Origin of the sequence: Weizmannia sp. FSL K6-3076 (assembly GCF_038007245.1) — a bacterium.
Lineage (GTDB): Bacteria > Bacillota > Bacilli > Bacillales > Bacillaceae_C > Weizmannia > Weizmannia faecalis.
In genome coordinates, this window is the sequence record NZ_JBBOWU010000001.1 from 1,092,585 (window position 1) to 1,109,221 (window position 16,637).

The window sequence follows — 16,637 nt, forward strand, 5'->3', positions numbered from 1 at the left end:
ACGGCTGTGCAAAATTTGTGCCGGAGATGGCAGGCTTGCCGGCCTTTCCGGATCCCAGCTCAGCCTTTAAACAGAAAAAGCGCCAAAAGATTTGGCGCTTTTTCTGTTGATAAAGTGAAAGTTTCCGCTGCTTATGGTTTTGAAAATGCCTGCAGTGCCTGGTAGCAGGCAGCGACGGGATGGTAGTCGGTTTTCGGCGAAGCGCTTTTCGGGCCGGGCAAGCGTTCATTTTTCCGGTTGAGCAGTTTATACCAGCCGCCGTATTGGTGGTCGATCAAGTAGTTGGAAGCATAAGAAAACAGCTGATTGTACCGCTCGGAGTAGATACTTTTTCCGGTTTTTGCGGCAAGAAGCGCAGAGGCTGCGATCGCTTCCGATATCACCCAGTAGTTTTTATCCGTATCAATGACTTCGCCTTGTGGAGAGAGTGCAAAAAAGATGCCGCCGAATGTTTCATCAGCGCCTTTCTCCCAGGCTTTTCCGTAAAGTTCTTCAGCTGTCTCAACTATCCACGGTTCAGAGAGATGGCGGTCAAGCCACATCAGCAGTTTGCTTCATTCCAGCTGATGGCCGGGAATAAAGCCGTATGGGCGGAACTCATCTTTTGTTTGGTGAAGATGATAGGTCCAATCCGGCTGCCAGTCAGGTGTGTAGTTTTCCCAGATCATTCCGCCGGATCTCTCTTTTAATGTGCGGCAGACGCTTTCTGCTAGTTTATATGCCCGGTTTAAGTATTTCTTTTCGCCGGTTGCTTCGTATGCCGTAAGCATGGCTTCACACATATGCATATTTGCGTTTTGCCCGCGGTAGGAAGAAAGTGTTGACCAGGATGCATCCCATTCATCCCGGTAGAGCCCGTCGTCCGGATCCCAGAAATGCTGCTCTGTAACATGGTACAGATCCTCGATCAGTTCCTTCGCACCCCGGATGCCGGCTTGATCAGCAATGGCGGCTGCCAACAGGGCGAATGCATGGCCGTATGTCATTTTTGCGGGATCTTTTACACTCTGCCCTTTTAATTCAAAAAAGTAGCCGCCGTATTTTTTATCACGATGGCGATTTTTCAGAAATTCAATACCGTGGGCAGCGGCCTGTGCACACCACTCCGGCCCGCCAATCAGGGAGCCAATGCTGAAATTGTAAATAAACCGGCTTGTACCGACCAGATGCTTTGTTTCCCGGTCATTGATGGAGCCATTATCGAGAAAACCGTTTATATACCCGCCGTTTTCCGTATCTATGCAGGCAGGATAATAAAATTCAAGAATTTGAATGATTTGCTGTTTTAAAACGTGAGGGTCTTTAAAGTCCATATCATCGCATCCATTTGTTCATTTGGGTGGAAGAGTTAAAAAAACTGCAGAAAAGATTTTCTGCAGTTTTTTTCCATCAGATGACATTGCCATGCCGCCGTTAACATGGATGCACTGACCGGTAATATAAGCCCCTTCATCAGAAGCTAAAAGCACATATGCCCCTGCATGGTCGGCCGGCTGTCCCGGGCGTCCGAGCGGGGTTTTAAGCCCAAAGCTTTCCACTGTCTTTTCGTCAAAAGTGGAAGGAATAAGCGGTGTCCAAATCGGTCCTGGTGCTACCATATTGACGCGTATCCCTTTTGAGGCGAGATTTTGTGCAAGGCTGCGCGTAAATCCGACAATGGCCCCTTTTGTAGCAGTATAGTCTAGGAGTTTCGGATTGCCTACATAGGGATTAATAGATGCCGTTGAAATGATGGCACTGCCTTGTTTTAAGTGCGGGACGGCATATTTGCACATATAAAAGACGGAATAAATGTTGGTACGGAAGGTTTTGTCCCATTGTTCATGGGTAATATCTTCAATCTTTTCAGTAGGGAACTGCACGCCTGCATTATTGACCAAAATATCGAGTTTTCCAAACTCTGCTACCGTTTTTTCAACGAGCTGTTTACATGTTGCTTCTTGGGAGACATCCCCCGGTAGCAGCAGACATTGGACGCCTTCTGCTTCAACAAGGCTCTTCGTTTCTTCAGCATCGTTTTGTTCATTTAAATAGTTTATGGCTACGTTCGCGCCTTCTTTTGCATAAGCGATCGCAACAGCACGTCCGATACCGCTGTCTCCACCAGTAATGAGCGCCACCCGTCCTTTTAATTTTTCACTGCCTTTATAATTCAGCGGTTGGACAGGCCGCGGATTCATCAGCGATTCAATGCCCGGTTGTTCCGGCTGGGTTTGGGCAGGTTGTCCGTTTTTTTGCTGTTCGTAAATATTCATCGATGCATCCTCCTCCTTCATATTGCATACAGTATTTGTATAACCTGTAAAAAATCCAATAAACCTCAAAACAAAAACGGCAACGGTTTCAATTTTTGATGGCCAATGGGCGGCAACGGTTTCTGATTTGGCCCGTATTTTGTGCCACGGCCCGGTAGCGTGGTATTCTTTGCAAGATGCCGACTTGCCGCGCCCGCAAAAAAACATGCCGGCAGCAAAAGAGAAGAACAACTGCTGCAATTATTTTCCAATCCAGTAAAAATGACGGCATGGGCTGCAACGGAAGCGGACAAAGCCATTACCGCCTCGTAATTGTTGACCTGCTTAGAACACCTAAATACCGCGTTGAAAGAATGGCGGTATTTAGGTGAATGAAAACCAAGCAATAGGGCAAAACAATTTTATCAATCAATCGGCTTGGGAGTGTTCGTGATGCACATCGAAGGGAATGTGATTAAAGGAGAATTTGATAAGAACCGGAATGAATTTTCACTGCAGCATGTCAAACAATTTGTTACAGTATCGACCATTAATGCAAACCAGTTCAGATCCTTATATGATTATTTGAAGAAGCACCGGGATGACCATGAAGGCCAAATCTTGACCTTATATGATCAAATGCCGGTTCATTTATCCGCTGAAGATATTCATCTGTTCATTGAAGATCTTGAAAAACTGCAACCATTGTACCACCCGGAAGGAATGTAATGCCTCTTTCTGTAAAAGCATGGATCAATTGGCCGACTATATGATCTCTTTTTACTCATTTTCATGCTTGTGCGGGTGTGGCATTGTGGATGTCTGGAAGGGAGGGATATCTGCAGCCGCGGTTCATTGTAAACAGGTGCCTGTATGTCCAAAAAAACATCTCCTGCTGGCATTTTCGGAGATGTTTTTTGCTGCGCATTTGTTATGCGGACGCATCATTTCTATTCTGTGACCGTCAATTTCACCGTACCAATTCCTTCAAATTTTCCGCTATATGTTCCAGCTTCCAGCGGCTTTGGCAGGATAAATGTGCCGGATGAGACAAACATGCCCGGTTCAAGCGCTGCCTGATGTTCGCCTAGTTTTTTCAGCAGCCATTTTACGGCATGAACTGGATGCCCCATGACAGCTGAAGATTTGCCTTCATCGAGCACCTTGCCGTTAAGGAGCAATTGGCCATGGATATTATTAATATCGCCATATGTATAATCTTTGGCTTCCCCAAAAGCTACTTTTCCGCCGACAGCCCCGTCTGCGCAAACTTGTTCTTTTGGCATTTTAGGGAACCAGTCCTTAAATCGGGAATCAGGAATTTCCAATCCCGGCGCAACTTGTGTCTTTTGGATGATTTCTGCTTCAGACGCGTCTGCCGTAAGCCGTTCTTTTACAAGAAAAACCAATTCCAATTCGATCAATGGATTAAGCGTATCTTTGCTGAGGGATATATGGTTTGTCACCTGCTGATCGGTCAACTCGCCGTACAATGGTTCACGCGCATCAAATAATGCCTGCGTTTCGGGGCTTGTCATGCTGATCTTATACCCATTTAACGTTTCATGGTTTTCTTTTTTTGCCGCAGTAAAAGCATGCTGCATCCGGTAAGCCTCATCTAAATCAATGCCTGCCGGAAAAATGTCCTTATTCAGCGCTTTTCTATTTTTGTAAGCATCATATAAGGTATGTAAAAAAGCTTCCTTTAACATTGCCAAACCACCTTCTCCAAAATTTTTATATTTATATAATTTATCTATCATTTTAACACTTTTCAGGAAGGTTGGAAAAAAATTTTTTGGAAAAGACGGCCTTTCTTCACGTAGAGGTCGTCTATGTTAAGGAAGCATGGAAAAACGACGGTCTTTCTTCACGTAGAGGTCGTCTACGTTAAGGAAGAGCGAAAAAACGAGTCTCTTCCTTAACATAGGGCGCGTTTCAAGTGCAAGCTTTTTCCTGCATTTTTATAACATACTTGCATTCAATTTTTATCAAAGCTGTCAGCATCCTTGCCAAACCTTTTGCTTATTCAGCAAACCCTAATTAGTCGAATAAATGATTTGTTTAAAATAAATTTAATTTAAAAAATGATGAGTAAATAGCCTTCCTTATTGATATCAAATTTTGTATACTCACTTAAATCATAAAATAGAATTGCACTGAATGTTCAAGTACAGATTTATTTCCATATGTGACTTTTTTAATGTCTATGTTTATTTTGTTCACCTTATTTTTTCTTTACTTCTATCACTATTTTTATCGGAAATGACGCTGCACCACTTAGTTTTATTTTACAAGCAGCTGCCTATAGGATAAGGGATCTTTTACTAAATCTTCCAGTGTATATTTGTCGAGCACGCGGAGATAAGCGATGAGGGCTTCGTTTAAAACATGCTTTAATCCGCAAACGGGGGAGATGATACAGGCGGAAGCCCCATCTTCCATACATTCGACTAATTTAAAATCATCTTCTGTTATGCGAATCAGTTTTCCGACATTAATTTCGCGGGGATGCTTGTTCAGGCATATGCCGCCTCTCCTTCCGCGCACTGTTTTGATCAGCCCGAGTTTGCTTAACTCGTATGTGATTTTCATTAAATGATTTTTTGAGATGTTGTAGGCATCCGCAATTTCTTTGATGCTGGCTAATTTTCCTTCTTCCATTGAAGCAAGATAGATTAATTCACGCAAAGCATAATCAGAGTAATGGGTTAAACGCATTTGTATCACCTGCCAACCCCATTATACCCGTTCCCATCGAAAATGGCGCTCATTTTTTCCTTTTCGGAAAATGTGACAACTTTATTAAAGATGTATTTAAAATATTGCTTTAAAAACAAAGGAGCACTATCTTAAAGATATATTTTAAATATTACTATTTGGAGAGTGGAAATCATGTTATCGCAGAAAACCATTGAGATCGTAAAATCAACTGTGCCCGTATTAAAAACACAAGGGACGGACATTACTACATACTTTTATAAAACCATGTTTGCAGCACATCCCGAGCTGCTGAATATTTTTAATCAAACGAATCAATCACGAGGAAGGCAGCAAACAGCACTCGCCAATGCCGTACTTGCGGCGGCTTCTTATATTGACCATTTGGAAACCATCTTGCCGGTTGTGGAACAAATTTCACAAAAACACCGTGGCCTGGGCGTTAAACCGGAGCATTATCCGATTGTCGGGGAATTTTTACTAAAAGCCATTAAAGAAGTATTAGGAGATGTGGCCACGGAAGAGGTTTTACAGGCTTGGGCTGAAGCATACGGGGCCATTGCTGATGTTTTCATTCAAGTCGAGAAAAAAATGTATCAAGAAGCTGAAACCCAAAGAGGGGGATGGGACGGTTTTAAACCGTTTAGAGTTGTAAAAAAGGTAAAAGAGAGCAATGTTATTACTTCCTTTTATTTAAAACCTACGGACGGGGGCCCGGTGCCATCCTATCTTCCGGGGCAGTACCTTACACTAAGAGTGAAAATTCCAGGCGAAACATATCTGTTTAACCGCCAGTACAGCCTTTCATGCGGGCCGGGGCATGAGTATTTCCGGATTTCGGTGAAACGGGAAGCAGATCATGAACCGAACGGGAAGGTGTCAACATATTTACATGATCAAGTAAAAGTGGGAGACGAGCTGGAGATCAGCGTACCGGCCGGCGTCTTCACACTTGACGATGAGGCTGCACCGATTGCCCTAATTAGTGGCGGGGTTGGCTTGACACCAATGATGAGTATGCTGGAAGCTTTAGCGGATGCCAGCTCTAAACGTGAAGTCCATTTTATTCATGCTGCCCGCAATGAAGAATTCCATGCTTTTAAAGAGGAAGCAAAGCACCATATTGAAAAGCTTGAAAACGGGCATTATTATTTTGGGTACGGGCATCCCCTTCACGAAAACAGCGGCTGCGATTTCACAGGCCATCTTTCCACAGCATTTTTGGAAAAGATTGTAACCACGCAAACGGTTTGTTATATTTGCGGACCGGTTCCGTTTTTGAAAAGTGCGGTGCAAATTTTAACGGAACTTGGCGTTGCCAAAGAAAATATCCGCTATGAATTTTTTGGGCCGGCAATGGAACTGGCGCCGGCTGCAGCCGTTTAACCGAGCGGGGGAAAGAAAACTCCGTGATGAAACGCTCATTTTTTCATGCCGGCACATCGTTTGCGGCCTGAACCAGTCCCTTTTTCCCGTGATTTTAAAGCGGGAAGGGGCAGTCCCATTTTGGCTCATGCAATGAAGATCGCGAAATGCTTTTGGAAATAGTGACTTCACGATCAACCAACTGTATCGTCCTTACAAAAATAAGGGGCTCCCATCAGCCGTCTAACGACTTTTGGGACAGCCCCTTTTTCATAAAATCAGCAGCAAGCTTGCGACAATTGGAACGGCAATCATCGAAGACTTTAGCAGCGAGACGGGGGCGCGGTTTGTAAATTTGGCACCGATGTATGCGCCGGACATTGTGCCGATGACGACTTCCACAAGGAGCCCAAGATCGAGTGTCCCTTGCTGGAAGCTGGCGAGTCCGCCGCCTATTGCAATTGGGATAATGACCATCATGGTTGTGCCGGCAGCCTGGCGGACGGATAAGCCGAGAAGGATCATTAAGCCAAGCTGGATAAATGGTGTCGAGCCGATCCCGAACATCCCTGAGAGCGCGCCGGTTACGATGCCGAGCAACAGCGAGCGGGTCACAAAACGGGGCCCGAACGGAAGGGTTTTTGCCTGGATGGATTGCTTTTGCAGCAAAAACATTCTGAGCCAGAGCAGAAAGGCTGAAAACATGAGCATGCCGGCTGTGAGCCATTTTAGTTCGCTACTCGCAATATGCGCGGAGACATGGGATCCGGCCCAGGCTCCGGCAGCGCCTATGATGCCGGTTGTAATGCCTGCTTTAATGGAGACATTGCCTTCCCGGTAATGGCTTACCGCCCCGGAAAATGAAGAAAAGATCATGGCTGTTAAAGCAGTCGCAAGCGCGGTATGGATCGAAACCCCGAATAAAATCGTCAGCAGGGAAATGATAAAGCCCGCGCCGCCTGCCCCGATAAAGCCTAAAATAAGTCCTGTTAAAAACATCGTAATCAAGATGGAAACATGCATGATGGAAAATCCTTCTTTCGCATTGTACTTCTTCCATTTTATCCGGAACCGCAGGCCTTGTCACGCTGCCGGTATTTGTGGCTCCATCTTAAAGAGGTGTGCCTGAGTTTCGCCCGCTGAATGCTTCTGATATGCAGCGTGAGAAGCGGCATGTGCGATGTAAAATGGCATGGTACGCGGTATGGAATGTCCTTTTGGGGGGGCAAAAGGAAAAAAGAGGCGACAACCATTTTGAAAATGTCTAATTAGGGTTTGCTAAATAAGCAAAATTCCTGGATTTGGCAAGGATGCTGACAGCTTTGGCATAAATGTAATGCAAGGGTTTTATAAAAAATGCAGGGAAAAGCTTGCACTTGAAACGCGCTCTATGTGAAGGAAGGTCATCGTTTTTGCTTGCTTTCTTAACGTAGACGAGTCAAGTCCAGGTTATTGTGTAAATTTATGGGCAAATGTTTTCAACCACCCTTTCATTTTTTCGGCTTAACTTCCATGGATTTTTTTCTTCATCTCCGGGAAGGGATGTCAAATGCCTTTCAATTTGACATCCCTTCCCGGAGATGAAATCATCCATGATGGAAGTTAAGCTGAAAATGCTGCTAACTATTCTTTCCCATAAGTGACTTCCTCTTCGAGTATTCTGTATCTTGATACTGCATTAAAACGGCACCAACCAAACGAAAAGCAGATTGGGTATTAGGAAAAATGCGAATGACCCTTTCCCTTCTACGAACCTCTTGGTTAAGCCGCTCGAGGGAATTAGTACTCCGTATGTGCATACGGATATTCTCAGGAAAGTTCATGTATTGGATAGTATCTTCAAAACCTTCATCTAAAATGGCCAGGGCTTTTTCAAATCTTGCTTCTGTACCAAATTTGTTTATTAATTCATCTTTAAACTTGCGTATGTCCTCAATCGTAACGGCCTCAAACACGCGCTTAATCATCACCCGGATTTCTGCAGTATCTTTTTTGGGCAGTTTTTCAATGATATTGCGTTTAAAATGAACATTGCACCTTTGCCAAGCAGTGCCAATGAATTCCCGTTGTATTGCTTTCTGAAGGCCCATGTGAGCATCGGAAATAACGAGTTTTGGTGATTGGAGTCCACGTGATTTAAGTTGTTTAAAAAATGAACTCCAACTCTCCAAACTTTCTGCATGGTCAACGCTTAAACCCAGTATTTCACGTGTATTCTTCTCTGTAATGGCAGTCGCAATATAAACAGCCTTTGATATGACCTTATGGTGCTCCCGTACTTTTATATACATGGCGTCCACAAACACATAAGGGTAGTAGGTTGTATTCAACGGTCTCTCGGCCCAAGCATTCACAATGGGATCCAGTTTTTGCGTAAGGGAAGAGACAAACGACTTGGATACATTCTTACCGCAAAGCTGTTCTACGACATTTGTGACCTTACGGGTAGAGACGCCATTGATGACCATCTCCAACATAGAAAGGACGAAAGCTTGGTCACATCTGGCATACTTTTCAAATAAGGTAGTTGAGAATTCGCCATTACGTGTCCGGGGAACTTTTAATGTAACATTGCCGATGCTCATCAACAGCTCGCGTTCATAGTAACCGTTCCGGTAATCCCGGCGTTCAACAGCGCGTTCATAAGGGCTCGTTTTTAAATAGTCATCCCTTTCCTTTTCCATAAACTCGTTTAACACGAGGACAACCGCTGATTTAATTACCGCGTCAAGATCGGAAGTCATGAGTATGTGTAAAATTTTACTCGAAGGGGCAAATGAGTGGAAAAAAATGGGAAGACGCTCTATCATCTAATTGTACACTTCAAGATGAACATCTAGAGAGAGAGGTCTTCCCATGGATATTATATCAATAATTGCTGGATTATTAAAGGATACAAAGAGTCTTATCGAATTTGAAGAACAGCTTAAACTTCTGATGCAGAAGGCTTTTACACAATGGGTTGGGGATGTATTTGAGGAGTTAGATAAAACAATTAAACAAAAGAAGTTGGAGGAAGGCTGGGAGTACTGCCGTAGTGATAACAGAAGCGTTCAGTTTCTATTTGGAAGTGTGACTTTTAAACGTTCATTAATGCGTGATAAGAGAGGGAACTCACATTATCCCTTGGATGAATGCTTGGGGCTGGTACCCCACCGGAGATATAGCCCGTTAGTGGAATTAAAGGTGGCAGAGTTGGCAAGTGAGAACACCTATCGGGAGGTGGCGAATATTTTAAAAGAATGGACAGCCGTGAGTCTTAGTCATACAACTGTAGGGGAAATGGTGAAACGCGTAGGAAAAACGCAGGTGGAAGCCGACAAGGCCCTTGTAGAAGAGATGGAAATAGCTGCTTCACTGCCTGATGGGAAGAAGGTAGACTACCTGTTTTCCGAAGCAGATGGCGTATTCATCCGGGGACTGGAAAAGAAACAGGGTATGGAAGTCCGCCATGCCATTCTCTATGAAGGTTGGGAAACCAATGGAAAAAGGGTCTCCCTGCGTCAGCCCACAGTCATCATGACGACGGAAGACATTCAGACATTTTGGGATGAAGTCCAAGCCACAGCTGCCAACACCTATTCCCTCGAAAAAGCGCAAGTCATTACAAACAGTGATGGAGGTGCTGGGTACACAGCTGAACGGTTTCAAACAGCATTCTCACAGTCGGAATTTCCGGTGCTCAACCAGCTGGATACCTACCACGTTGCACAAGCCATCATAAGGACATTTGGGGGCGGAAAGAGCGAGATCAAGGAGCAAATTAGAAAAGCGATTAGAACGCATGACCTGGACCAATTCACGTTATATTTGGATACGCACGAAAGCACCTTGACGGATAAAAAGGCTCTCAAGAAAATCAAGGAATTCCGTTCGTATATCTTGAAAAACTGGGACCGCATTTTTGACTGGAGGGACAGGGTGAAAAACGTGCCGGAAGGTGCGAGAGGCCTAGGAGCGATGGAATCGAATCAAAGGCATATCTCCTTCAGGATGAAAAAAAGGGGCATGCATTGGAGTGAACTTGGCGCAGAAGCCATGGTGAAAATCAAACAAGGCATACTCAATGGGACATTGAGAGAAGCCTATCTGAAACACCGTTCAAGAAGCGAGAGAAAGCAACGGAACTTGAAACAATCCATCAGGATGTCTCAACTACTCAAGCAGCCTGTACGCCCGTCAGTGGGCGTAAAGCACGGATCAGTTGCCCTGCATTCAAGCAGTTCATCGGCAATGGGACATTTAAGCAAAATATTAGAGCTTTCGTTTTAAGCCTGGCTCAGTGGGGACTGATCGTTGAGGCGCGCGAAATTTACGAGACTCCTGCGGGAAAAGCGAGCCAGGAGAGACCCCGCAGCGAGGTACGAGCGAGGAGGCTCGCCGGCCGCCCGCGGAAAGCGAGTGAATTTCGCGCGCCTCAACATCCCCGTTATCCATCTTTATACGGAAATATTACATCTTTTCCGAAAATTACACCGAGCAAGTAAAGCACGGTAGCCGAAAGTGTACAAAAAGAGTGTCTTGGAATACCCGATATTTAAACCTTGTCGAGAAAAACTTGACACATACAAGTCATGATGGCTTCTTTTAAAACATCCAAATTTAAGTTAAACTGTAAGTGAGTCATTTTATCTCCTCTTTTCATTAGTTTATCGTCGTTGAAAACAGTGTTGCCAAGAGTTGATAAAATGACTCCTTCTTTTTACACAATTATACGGACTTAATCCGTAGACGGGCTCTATGTGAAGAAAGGCCATCGTTTTTCCGCGCTTTCTTAACGTAGACGTACTCTATGTGAAGGAAGGCCGTCAATTTTCCGCGCTTTCTTAACGTAGACGGGCTCTATGTGAAGGAAGGCCGTCAATTTTCCAGGCTTCCTTCACATAGGGCTTGCTAAAATAACCAAAATTCCTAGATTTGGCAAGGATTATGAAAGGATTATTCAGTTGGTTTTTGCACTTTCTTAATCTTGGTTTTATTTAAAGGTTGAGCCGGGGTCAAATCGGACTGTTGATGAATCAAGACGTAAAAAAGCGGCGCCTGTTTTGCAGCATGAAAAAAACGGCTCCATTCTTTTAGAACGGGGCCGTTTTGGCAGTTTATTGCGTAACCGGTACAGCGAGTAGCGCGCTCAGCATCCAGATGGTTTTTTCAACGCTTTCCACAAGCGTTGTTGCCATGTCAGCCGTGCCATAATCATGATTGTCTTCAGCAAGTGCGATCAATTTTTTCAGTTCGCCGGCGATTTGTTTGTAGTCTTTTACAAGGGATTCCACCATTTGTTCAGCGGTTAAGCCGGATTTTGCTTCTTCAATGGTTGCAATTTCGAGGTATTCTTTGAAAGAAGCAGCCGGTTTTCCGCCGATCGCAAGGATGCGTTCTGCAAAATCATCGACCACCGTGGCAGCTTCGTTGTACAGTTCTTCAAATTTTACGTGCAGCGTGAAGAACAGCGGGCCTTTTACATACCAGTGGTAGTGGTGCAATTTTGTGTATAGGACGCTCCAGTTTGCAACTTGTACGTTTAACGCTGTTTCAATATACATTTTCATTCCTCCCCGGGTTTTGGTCTTGCTATATTTTTATTATAATATATATCACTTAAAAGTCAATATTAAATTATAATAATTATAAACAAGGTGGGAATGTTGATAATTTGTCCGTCTCTATCTGGTTTAATAACAATACGCCCCAAATCATCATCCCCCAGCCGTCCCGGTTTTCTCTGGTATTAAACGCAAAGGCAGGGGACAAGCGAATGCGTTTATTGCACAATATGCTCCAATTAGCACTCCCCCGGCCGCTTCACCTTTCGCTGGTTTTAAAACGCAAAGGTAGGGCAAAGAAGCTCCGCTTGCCCTCGCTTTCTACACGGTACGCTTCTGAATAGGCATCCCCCGGCCGTCCCGGTTTTCTCTGGTATTAAACGCAAAGGCAGGGGACAAGGAAATCCCGCTTGCCCCCGTTTTCAAATGCAGGGACAAGGGATTCCCTTATTGCCCTTGCCATCCGTTTTCAAATTTCCCCCGGCCTGTTGCCCGGTTTTTGCGCTTAAACTGCACGGTACGATCCGGAATCAGATTTTCTCCTGGAACGGTTTTTAGTTTCTGTCGGTTTTAAAGACAATCCCGTTTTGTTTCCGCGATTTTTCAATAACCGAAAGGACTTCATAACTGGACTGGCGCAAGGTTTCATACGTTTTCCTGTCATTTTGCGCGATGATATCGGCGAAATCATTGATTTCATACATCATATTTTGCGCTTCCTGCTCCCGCGAGAAGAGGACCGGCTCCTTTGTCCGCACATCGGCAAATTTCATCTTTTCCAATTCTGAGATGCCTTCAATGATAATGCTGCCTTTTTCGCCGTGGATTTCGCTCGGAATATAAGAATGGGAAATTTTTGAGCAGATCACGGTAATATTGAACCCTTCGTATTGCAGGACAAGGGTGCCAGCCCCGTCAATGCCGTTCCGCAAAAGGACCGGGAAGTACCGGCTGTCTTTCGGTGCGCCGAATAACCAGACCGCAAGCGAAAGCGGATAGACGCCAAGATCCATTAATGCCCCACCGGAGAAGTTCCGCGAGAATACGTTTGGCTCTTCGCCGGCAAGGAATTTATCGTAGCGGGAAGAGTATTGCACATATTGGAAAATTCCGGTTCTGATCTGGCCAACATCCTTTAATTTTTCTTTTAAAAGGGCAGTATTCGGATAATGGATATTCCGGATTGCCTCAAATAAAAATACACCGTTCTGATCGGCAACACGAAAAGCTTCCTTAAATTCTTCCGTATTCGAAAAAATCGGTTTTTCGCAAATGACGTGTTTTTTGTTTTTCAGAAAAACGAGCACTTGTTCAAAATGGAGCGCATTTGGCGACGCGATATAAACAGCATCAATGTTCTCGTTTTTTGCCATTTCTTCAAGATCCGTAAACATATTCGGTGCGCCATGTTTTTCCGCCATTTGTTCAGCGCTTTCTTTTTTGCGCGAGTAAACGGCTTCAAGGGTTAATTTTCCGGATAATTTTGCTGCTTCAATAAAAGCAGAGGTAATCCAGCTTGTTCCAACGGTTGCAAAACGCATAGCATCGCTTCCTTTTCTCATTTTATCTTGATACGTTCATTGTATCACATGTCGAAACGGTTGATAAACAGTGAGGATTCGACATAAAATTTTATAAATAAATGGATATTTTTGTTGAAAAAGATATATAGTTGAAATATATATACATAATCACAGGAATGCCCGGTCTTCATCAGACATATATTGAGCATGAAAGTTCATTTCAAAAAAGCTTGAAATACGGATTGATAGAAAGATAGGCAGGTGCAAAAATATGGGTGTCGGAAAAATACATTATGAATTTATGGATCTCCCGCTCCGCTTTCATCTTTTTTCTGCTGTTGTCGGAATGGACGGTATTTTAAAAAGCATTTCCTCTGATATGCAGACGGTAACGGGTTTTGATGCCGGCGACTGGGTAGGAAGGCCTTTTTCTGCTTTGATGCACCACGATGACCACAACAAATGGGCAGGCATTCTAAATGGAGAGAAAGAAGAAATGGGCCTTTTCATGTACAGGATGAAATCGAAAAACGGTGATTACAAATGGGTGGAGTCCACTTATGCGGTCTTTAAAGATCTAAAATATGGCGAAAAGCCCCATATCCATTTGCTGACGAAGGATATGACGGTGGTCAAGGAATTATACGATTATCTTGTATCATCTGAACAGCTGTCCATGGTCGGGCAGCTTGCCGCGGGCATTGCGCATGAAATCCGGAATCCGCTCACCTCGATTAAAGGTTTTTTGCAGCTGATGCAGGCGGGCGTGATTGATACTGGCCATTACCTTGATATTATGCAAAATGAAATTGAACGGATTGAAATGATTTCAAGCGAGCTGCTTTTTCTCGGCAGGCCGAAAGCATCGGATATGAAAGTTTGCTGCCTGCAAACATTGCTTGATGAAGTGCTTGTTTTAATGGAGACGCAATCGTACGGAAAAAACATCCAAATTGAGACGGTTTTTCCGTCGCAGCCCATTTTTATTTCTTGTGACGATTCAAAAATGAAGCAGGTATTTGTGAATTTAATCAAAAACGGCCTGGAGGCGATGGAAGAGGGGGGAACGCTGACCGTTGAACTTTCGGTGGCCGGGGAACGTGCAGCCGTTGCGATCCGGGATGAGGGAATCGGGATCCCACCGGAAAAATTGGAAAAAATCGGCCAGCCTTTTTATACGACAAAAGAGCGCGGCAACGGGCTTGGTTTAATGGTTTGTTACCAGATTGTAAGAGAGCATAACGGAGACATTTCCATTGATAGCAAACCCGGGGAAGGCACTGTTTTCACCGTGGTACTGCCTTGGGCGGGGCCGGACGGGGAGCAGAATGCATCCGGCAGTTTTTGATGCGCGCCTGAAGGCATCCGGCAATCCATGAAGGCAAGAAGAACCCGGCCGTTTCCGGCAGATTTCTTCCATTGAGAATAAGGAAAAACTGTTGTATGCTTATGTACAGTCTCCAATGGCCGGATGATTTGTGCATTGTTTAACTGTTCATTAGAAAGGTGAGGGCCGATGTAAAAAAACGATGCAAAAATAAACCTACTCTACAATGATTGAAAGGAACTGACATATGGCAGGATTTAAAGATGAAGTGTTATCAAGAAGGACTTTTGCGATTATTTCCCACCCGGACGCCGGGAAAACAACATTGACAGAGAAGCTGCTTCTGTTTGGCGGGGCCATCCGCGCTGCCGGGACGGTCAAAGGTAAAAAAACCGGGAAATTTGCGACTTCCGACTGGATGGAAATCGAGAAGCAGCGGGGCATTTCCGTTACTTCTTCCGTTATGCAGTTTGAATATGCGGGAAAACGGATCAATATTTTGGATACGCCTGGCCACCAGGATTTCAGTGAAGACACATACCGGACACTGATGGCCGTCGACAGCGCCGTTATGATCATTGATGCTGCAAAAGGGATTGAGGCACAGACGATTAAACTGTTTAAAGTGTGCCGGATGCGGGGGATTCCGATTTTTACGTTTATCAATAAATTGGATCGCCAAGGGAGACCGCCGCTTGAGCTGTTGGCTGAACTGGAGGAAATCCTCGGCATTGAATCGTATCCGATGAACTGGCCGATCGGCATGGGGAAAGAATTTCTCGGCATTTATGACCGTTATCACCGCCGCATCGAGCAGTTCCGCGTGGAAGAAGGGGACCGGTTTCTCGCGTTAAATGAAGCGGGTGAAGTGGAAGGGGATGCCCCGATCAAAGAAAACGCGCTGTATGGCCAGGCGTTGGAAGAAATCATGCTGCTCGATGAAGCGGGCAATGAATTTTCGGAGAAGCGGATTGCAAACGGCACGCTGACGCCGGTCTTTTTCGGCAGTGCCCTGACAAATTTCGGCGTGCAGACATTTCTGGAAACGTATCTTCAATTTGCGCCGCCCCCTCAAGGAAGAAAGACGGACGAAGGGGTGGTGGATCCGTTAAGCGAACAATTTTCGGGTTTTGTGTTCAAAATCCAGGCGAATATGAATCCCGCCCACCGCGATCGGATTGCGTTTATCCGTATTTGTTCTGGAAAATTTGAACGCGGCATGTCCGTCACGCTTGCAAGAACCGGAAAACAAATGAAACTGTCCCAGTCAACCCAGTTTCTTGCGGATGACAGGAGCACGGTTGAAGAAGCGGTTAGCGGCGATATTCTCGGCCTGTATGATACCGGCACATACCAGATTGGCGACACAATCTTCTCCGGGAAACAGCCGGTCCAATTTGAAAAGCTGCCGCAATTTACACCGGAACTGTTTGTAAAAGTATCGGCGAAAAACGTGATGAAACAAAAAAGTTTCCATAAAGGGATCAACCAGCTCGTTCAGGAAGGCGCGATCCAGCTGTACCGCACATGGCATACGGAAGATTATATTTTAGGGGCGGTCGGGCAGCTGCAGTTTGAAGTGTTCGAACATCGCATGAAAAATGAGTATAACTCCGATGTCGTAATGGAATCGATCGGTTCCAAAATTCCGCGCTGGGTTGAGGGGGATACGGTGGACGAATCCCTTTCCAGTTCGCGCAGTCTGCTTGTGAAAGACCGTTTCGGAAAACCGTTGTTTTTATTTGAAAATGATTTTGCATTGCGCTGGTTCACGGACAAGCATCCCGACATTAAACTGTATAATCCGATGAATTAAAAAACACTGTGCGGCTTTGCCGTACAGTGTTTTTTGCATTTTTCCGGGGCATGATAAGAACACGTAAAAACGGGAGGATTATGACTAGCCAACTTCAGCTTTAAA

12 protein-coding genes and 1 pseudogene are annotated in these 16,637 nt (G+C 44.8%); 5 read left to right on the forward strand and 8 right to left on the reverse strand.

Annotated features, from left to right (window positions below; translation table 11 throughout):
* Positions 1-131: 131 nt before the first annotated feature.
* Positions 132-1,313: pseudogene (locus tag NSS95_RS04900) on the reverse strand (AGE family epimerase/isomerase).
* A gap of 18 nt (positions 1,314-1,331) precedes the next feature.
* Positions 1,332-2,255: an SDR family oxidoreductase gene (locus tag NSS95_RS04905; RefSeq protein ID WP_014095656.1), complete on the reverse strand. Its 924-nt coding sequence runs from the start codon at positions 2,253-2,255 to the stop codon at positions 1,332-1,334.
* Between the two features lie 432 nt (positions 2,256-2,687).
* Between NSS95_RS04905 and NSS95_RS04910 the strand changes: the two genes are divergently transcribed.
* On the forward strand, positions 2,688-2,963 hold the full coding sequence (locus NSS95_RS04910; RefSeq protein ID WP_014095655.1) for a hypothetical protein: 276 nt from the start codon (positions 2,688-2,690) through the stop codon (positions 2,961-2,963).
* A 221-nt stretch (positions 2,964-3,184) separates the two neighbouring features.
* On the opposite strand, the gene NSS95_RS04915 is transcribed toward NSS95_RS04910, so the two are convergent.
* Together NSS95_RS04915 and NSS95_RS04920 are read right to left on the reverse strand one after the other, a co-directional pair.
* Complete coding sequence (locus NSS95_RS04915; RefSeq protein WP_340713821.1) at positions 3,185-3,946, reverse strand: 2-keto-4-pentenoate hydratase; 762 nt, start codon at positions 3,944-3,946, stop codon at positions 3,185-3,187.
* A 574-nt stretch (positions 3,947-4,520) separates the two neighbouring features.
* Positions 4,521-4,955: an Rrf2 family transcriptional regulator gene (locus NSS95_RS04920; RefSeq protein ID WP_035189572.1), complete on the reverse strand. Its 435-nt coding sequence runs from the start codon at positions 4,953-4,955 to the stop codon at positions 4,521-4,523.
* 174 nt (positions 4,956-5,129) lie between these two features.
* Between NSS95_RS04920 and hmpA the strand changes: the two genes are divergently transcribed.
* On the forward strand, positions 5,130-6,341 hold the full coding sequence (gene hmpA / locus NSS95_RS04925; RefSeq protein ID WP_276211086.1) for an NO-inducible flavohemoprotein: 1,212 nt from the start codon (positions 5,130-5,132) through the stop codon (positions 6,339-6,341).
* Positions 6,342-6,590: 249 nt separating this feature from the next.
* Here hmpA and NSS95_RS04930 read toward each other — a convergent pair whose 3' ends face one another.
* Positions 6,591-7,343: a sulfite exporter TauE/SafE family protein gene (locus NSS95_RS04930; RefSeq protein ID WP_017552138.1), complete on the reverse strand. Its 753-nt coding sequence runs from the start codon at positions 7,341-7,343 to the stop codon at positions 6,591-6,593.
* A 596-nt stretch (positions 7,344-7,939) separates the two neighbouring features.
* Positions 7,940-9,064, reverse strand: coding sequence for an IS256 family transposase (locus tag NSS95_RS04935; protein WP_052472246.1), 1,125 nt, complete (start codon positions 9,062-9,064; stop codon positions 7,940-7,942).
* Between the two features lie 112 nt (positions 9,065-9,176).
* Between NSS95_RS04935 and NSS95_RS04940 the strand changes: the two genes are divergently transcribed.
* Positions 9,177-10,592 (forward strand): ISLre2 family transposase, encoded by a 1,416-nt coding sequence (locus tag NSS95_RS04940; RefSeq protein ID WP_340713822.1) that lies wholly within the window; start codon positions 9,177-9,179, stop codon positions 10,590-10,592.
* Between the two features lie 827 nt (positions 10,593-11,419).
* Here NSS95_RS04940 and NSS95_RS04945 read toward each other — a convergent pair.
* Positions 11,420-11,872, reverse strand: a complete 453-nt coding sequence (locus NSS95_RS04945; RefSeq protein ID WP_026683814.1) for a Dps family protein — start codon at positions 11,870-11,872, stop codon at positions 11,420-11,422.
* Between the two features lie 548 nt (positions 11,873-12,420).
* Positions 12,421-13,407 (reverse strand): Gfo/Idh/MocA family protein, encoded by a 987-nt coding sequence (locus tag NSS95_RS04950; RefSeq protein WP_340713823.1) that lies wholly within the window; start codon positions 13,405-13,407, stop codon positions 12,421-12,423.
* Positions 13,408-13,660: 253 nt separating this feature from the next.
* Between NSS95_RS04950 and NSS95_RS04955 the strand changes: the two genes are divergently transcribed.
* Together NSS95_RS04955 and NSS95_RS04960 are read left to right on the forward strand one after the other, a co-directional pair.
* A complete protein-coding gene (locus NSS95_RS04955; RefSeq protein WP_340713824.1) occupies positions 13,661-14,737 on the forward strand; it encodes an ATP-binding protein in 1,077 nt (358 codons plus the stop codon).
* 226 nt (positions 14,738-14,963) lie between these two features.
* Positions 14,964-16,532 (forward strand): peptide chain release factor 3, encoded by a 1,569-nt coding sequence (locus tag NSS95_RS04960; RefSeq protein ID WP_014095644.1) that lies wholly within the window; start codon positions 14,964-14,966, stop codon positions 16,530-16,532.
* The last annotated feature ends 105 nt before the right edge of the window (positions 16,533-16,637 follow it).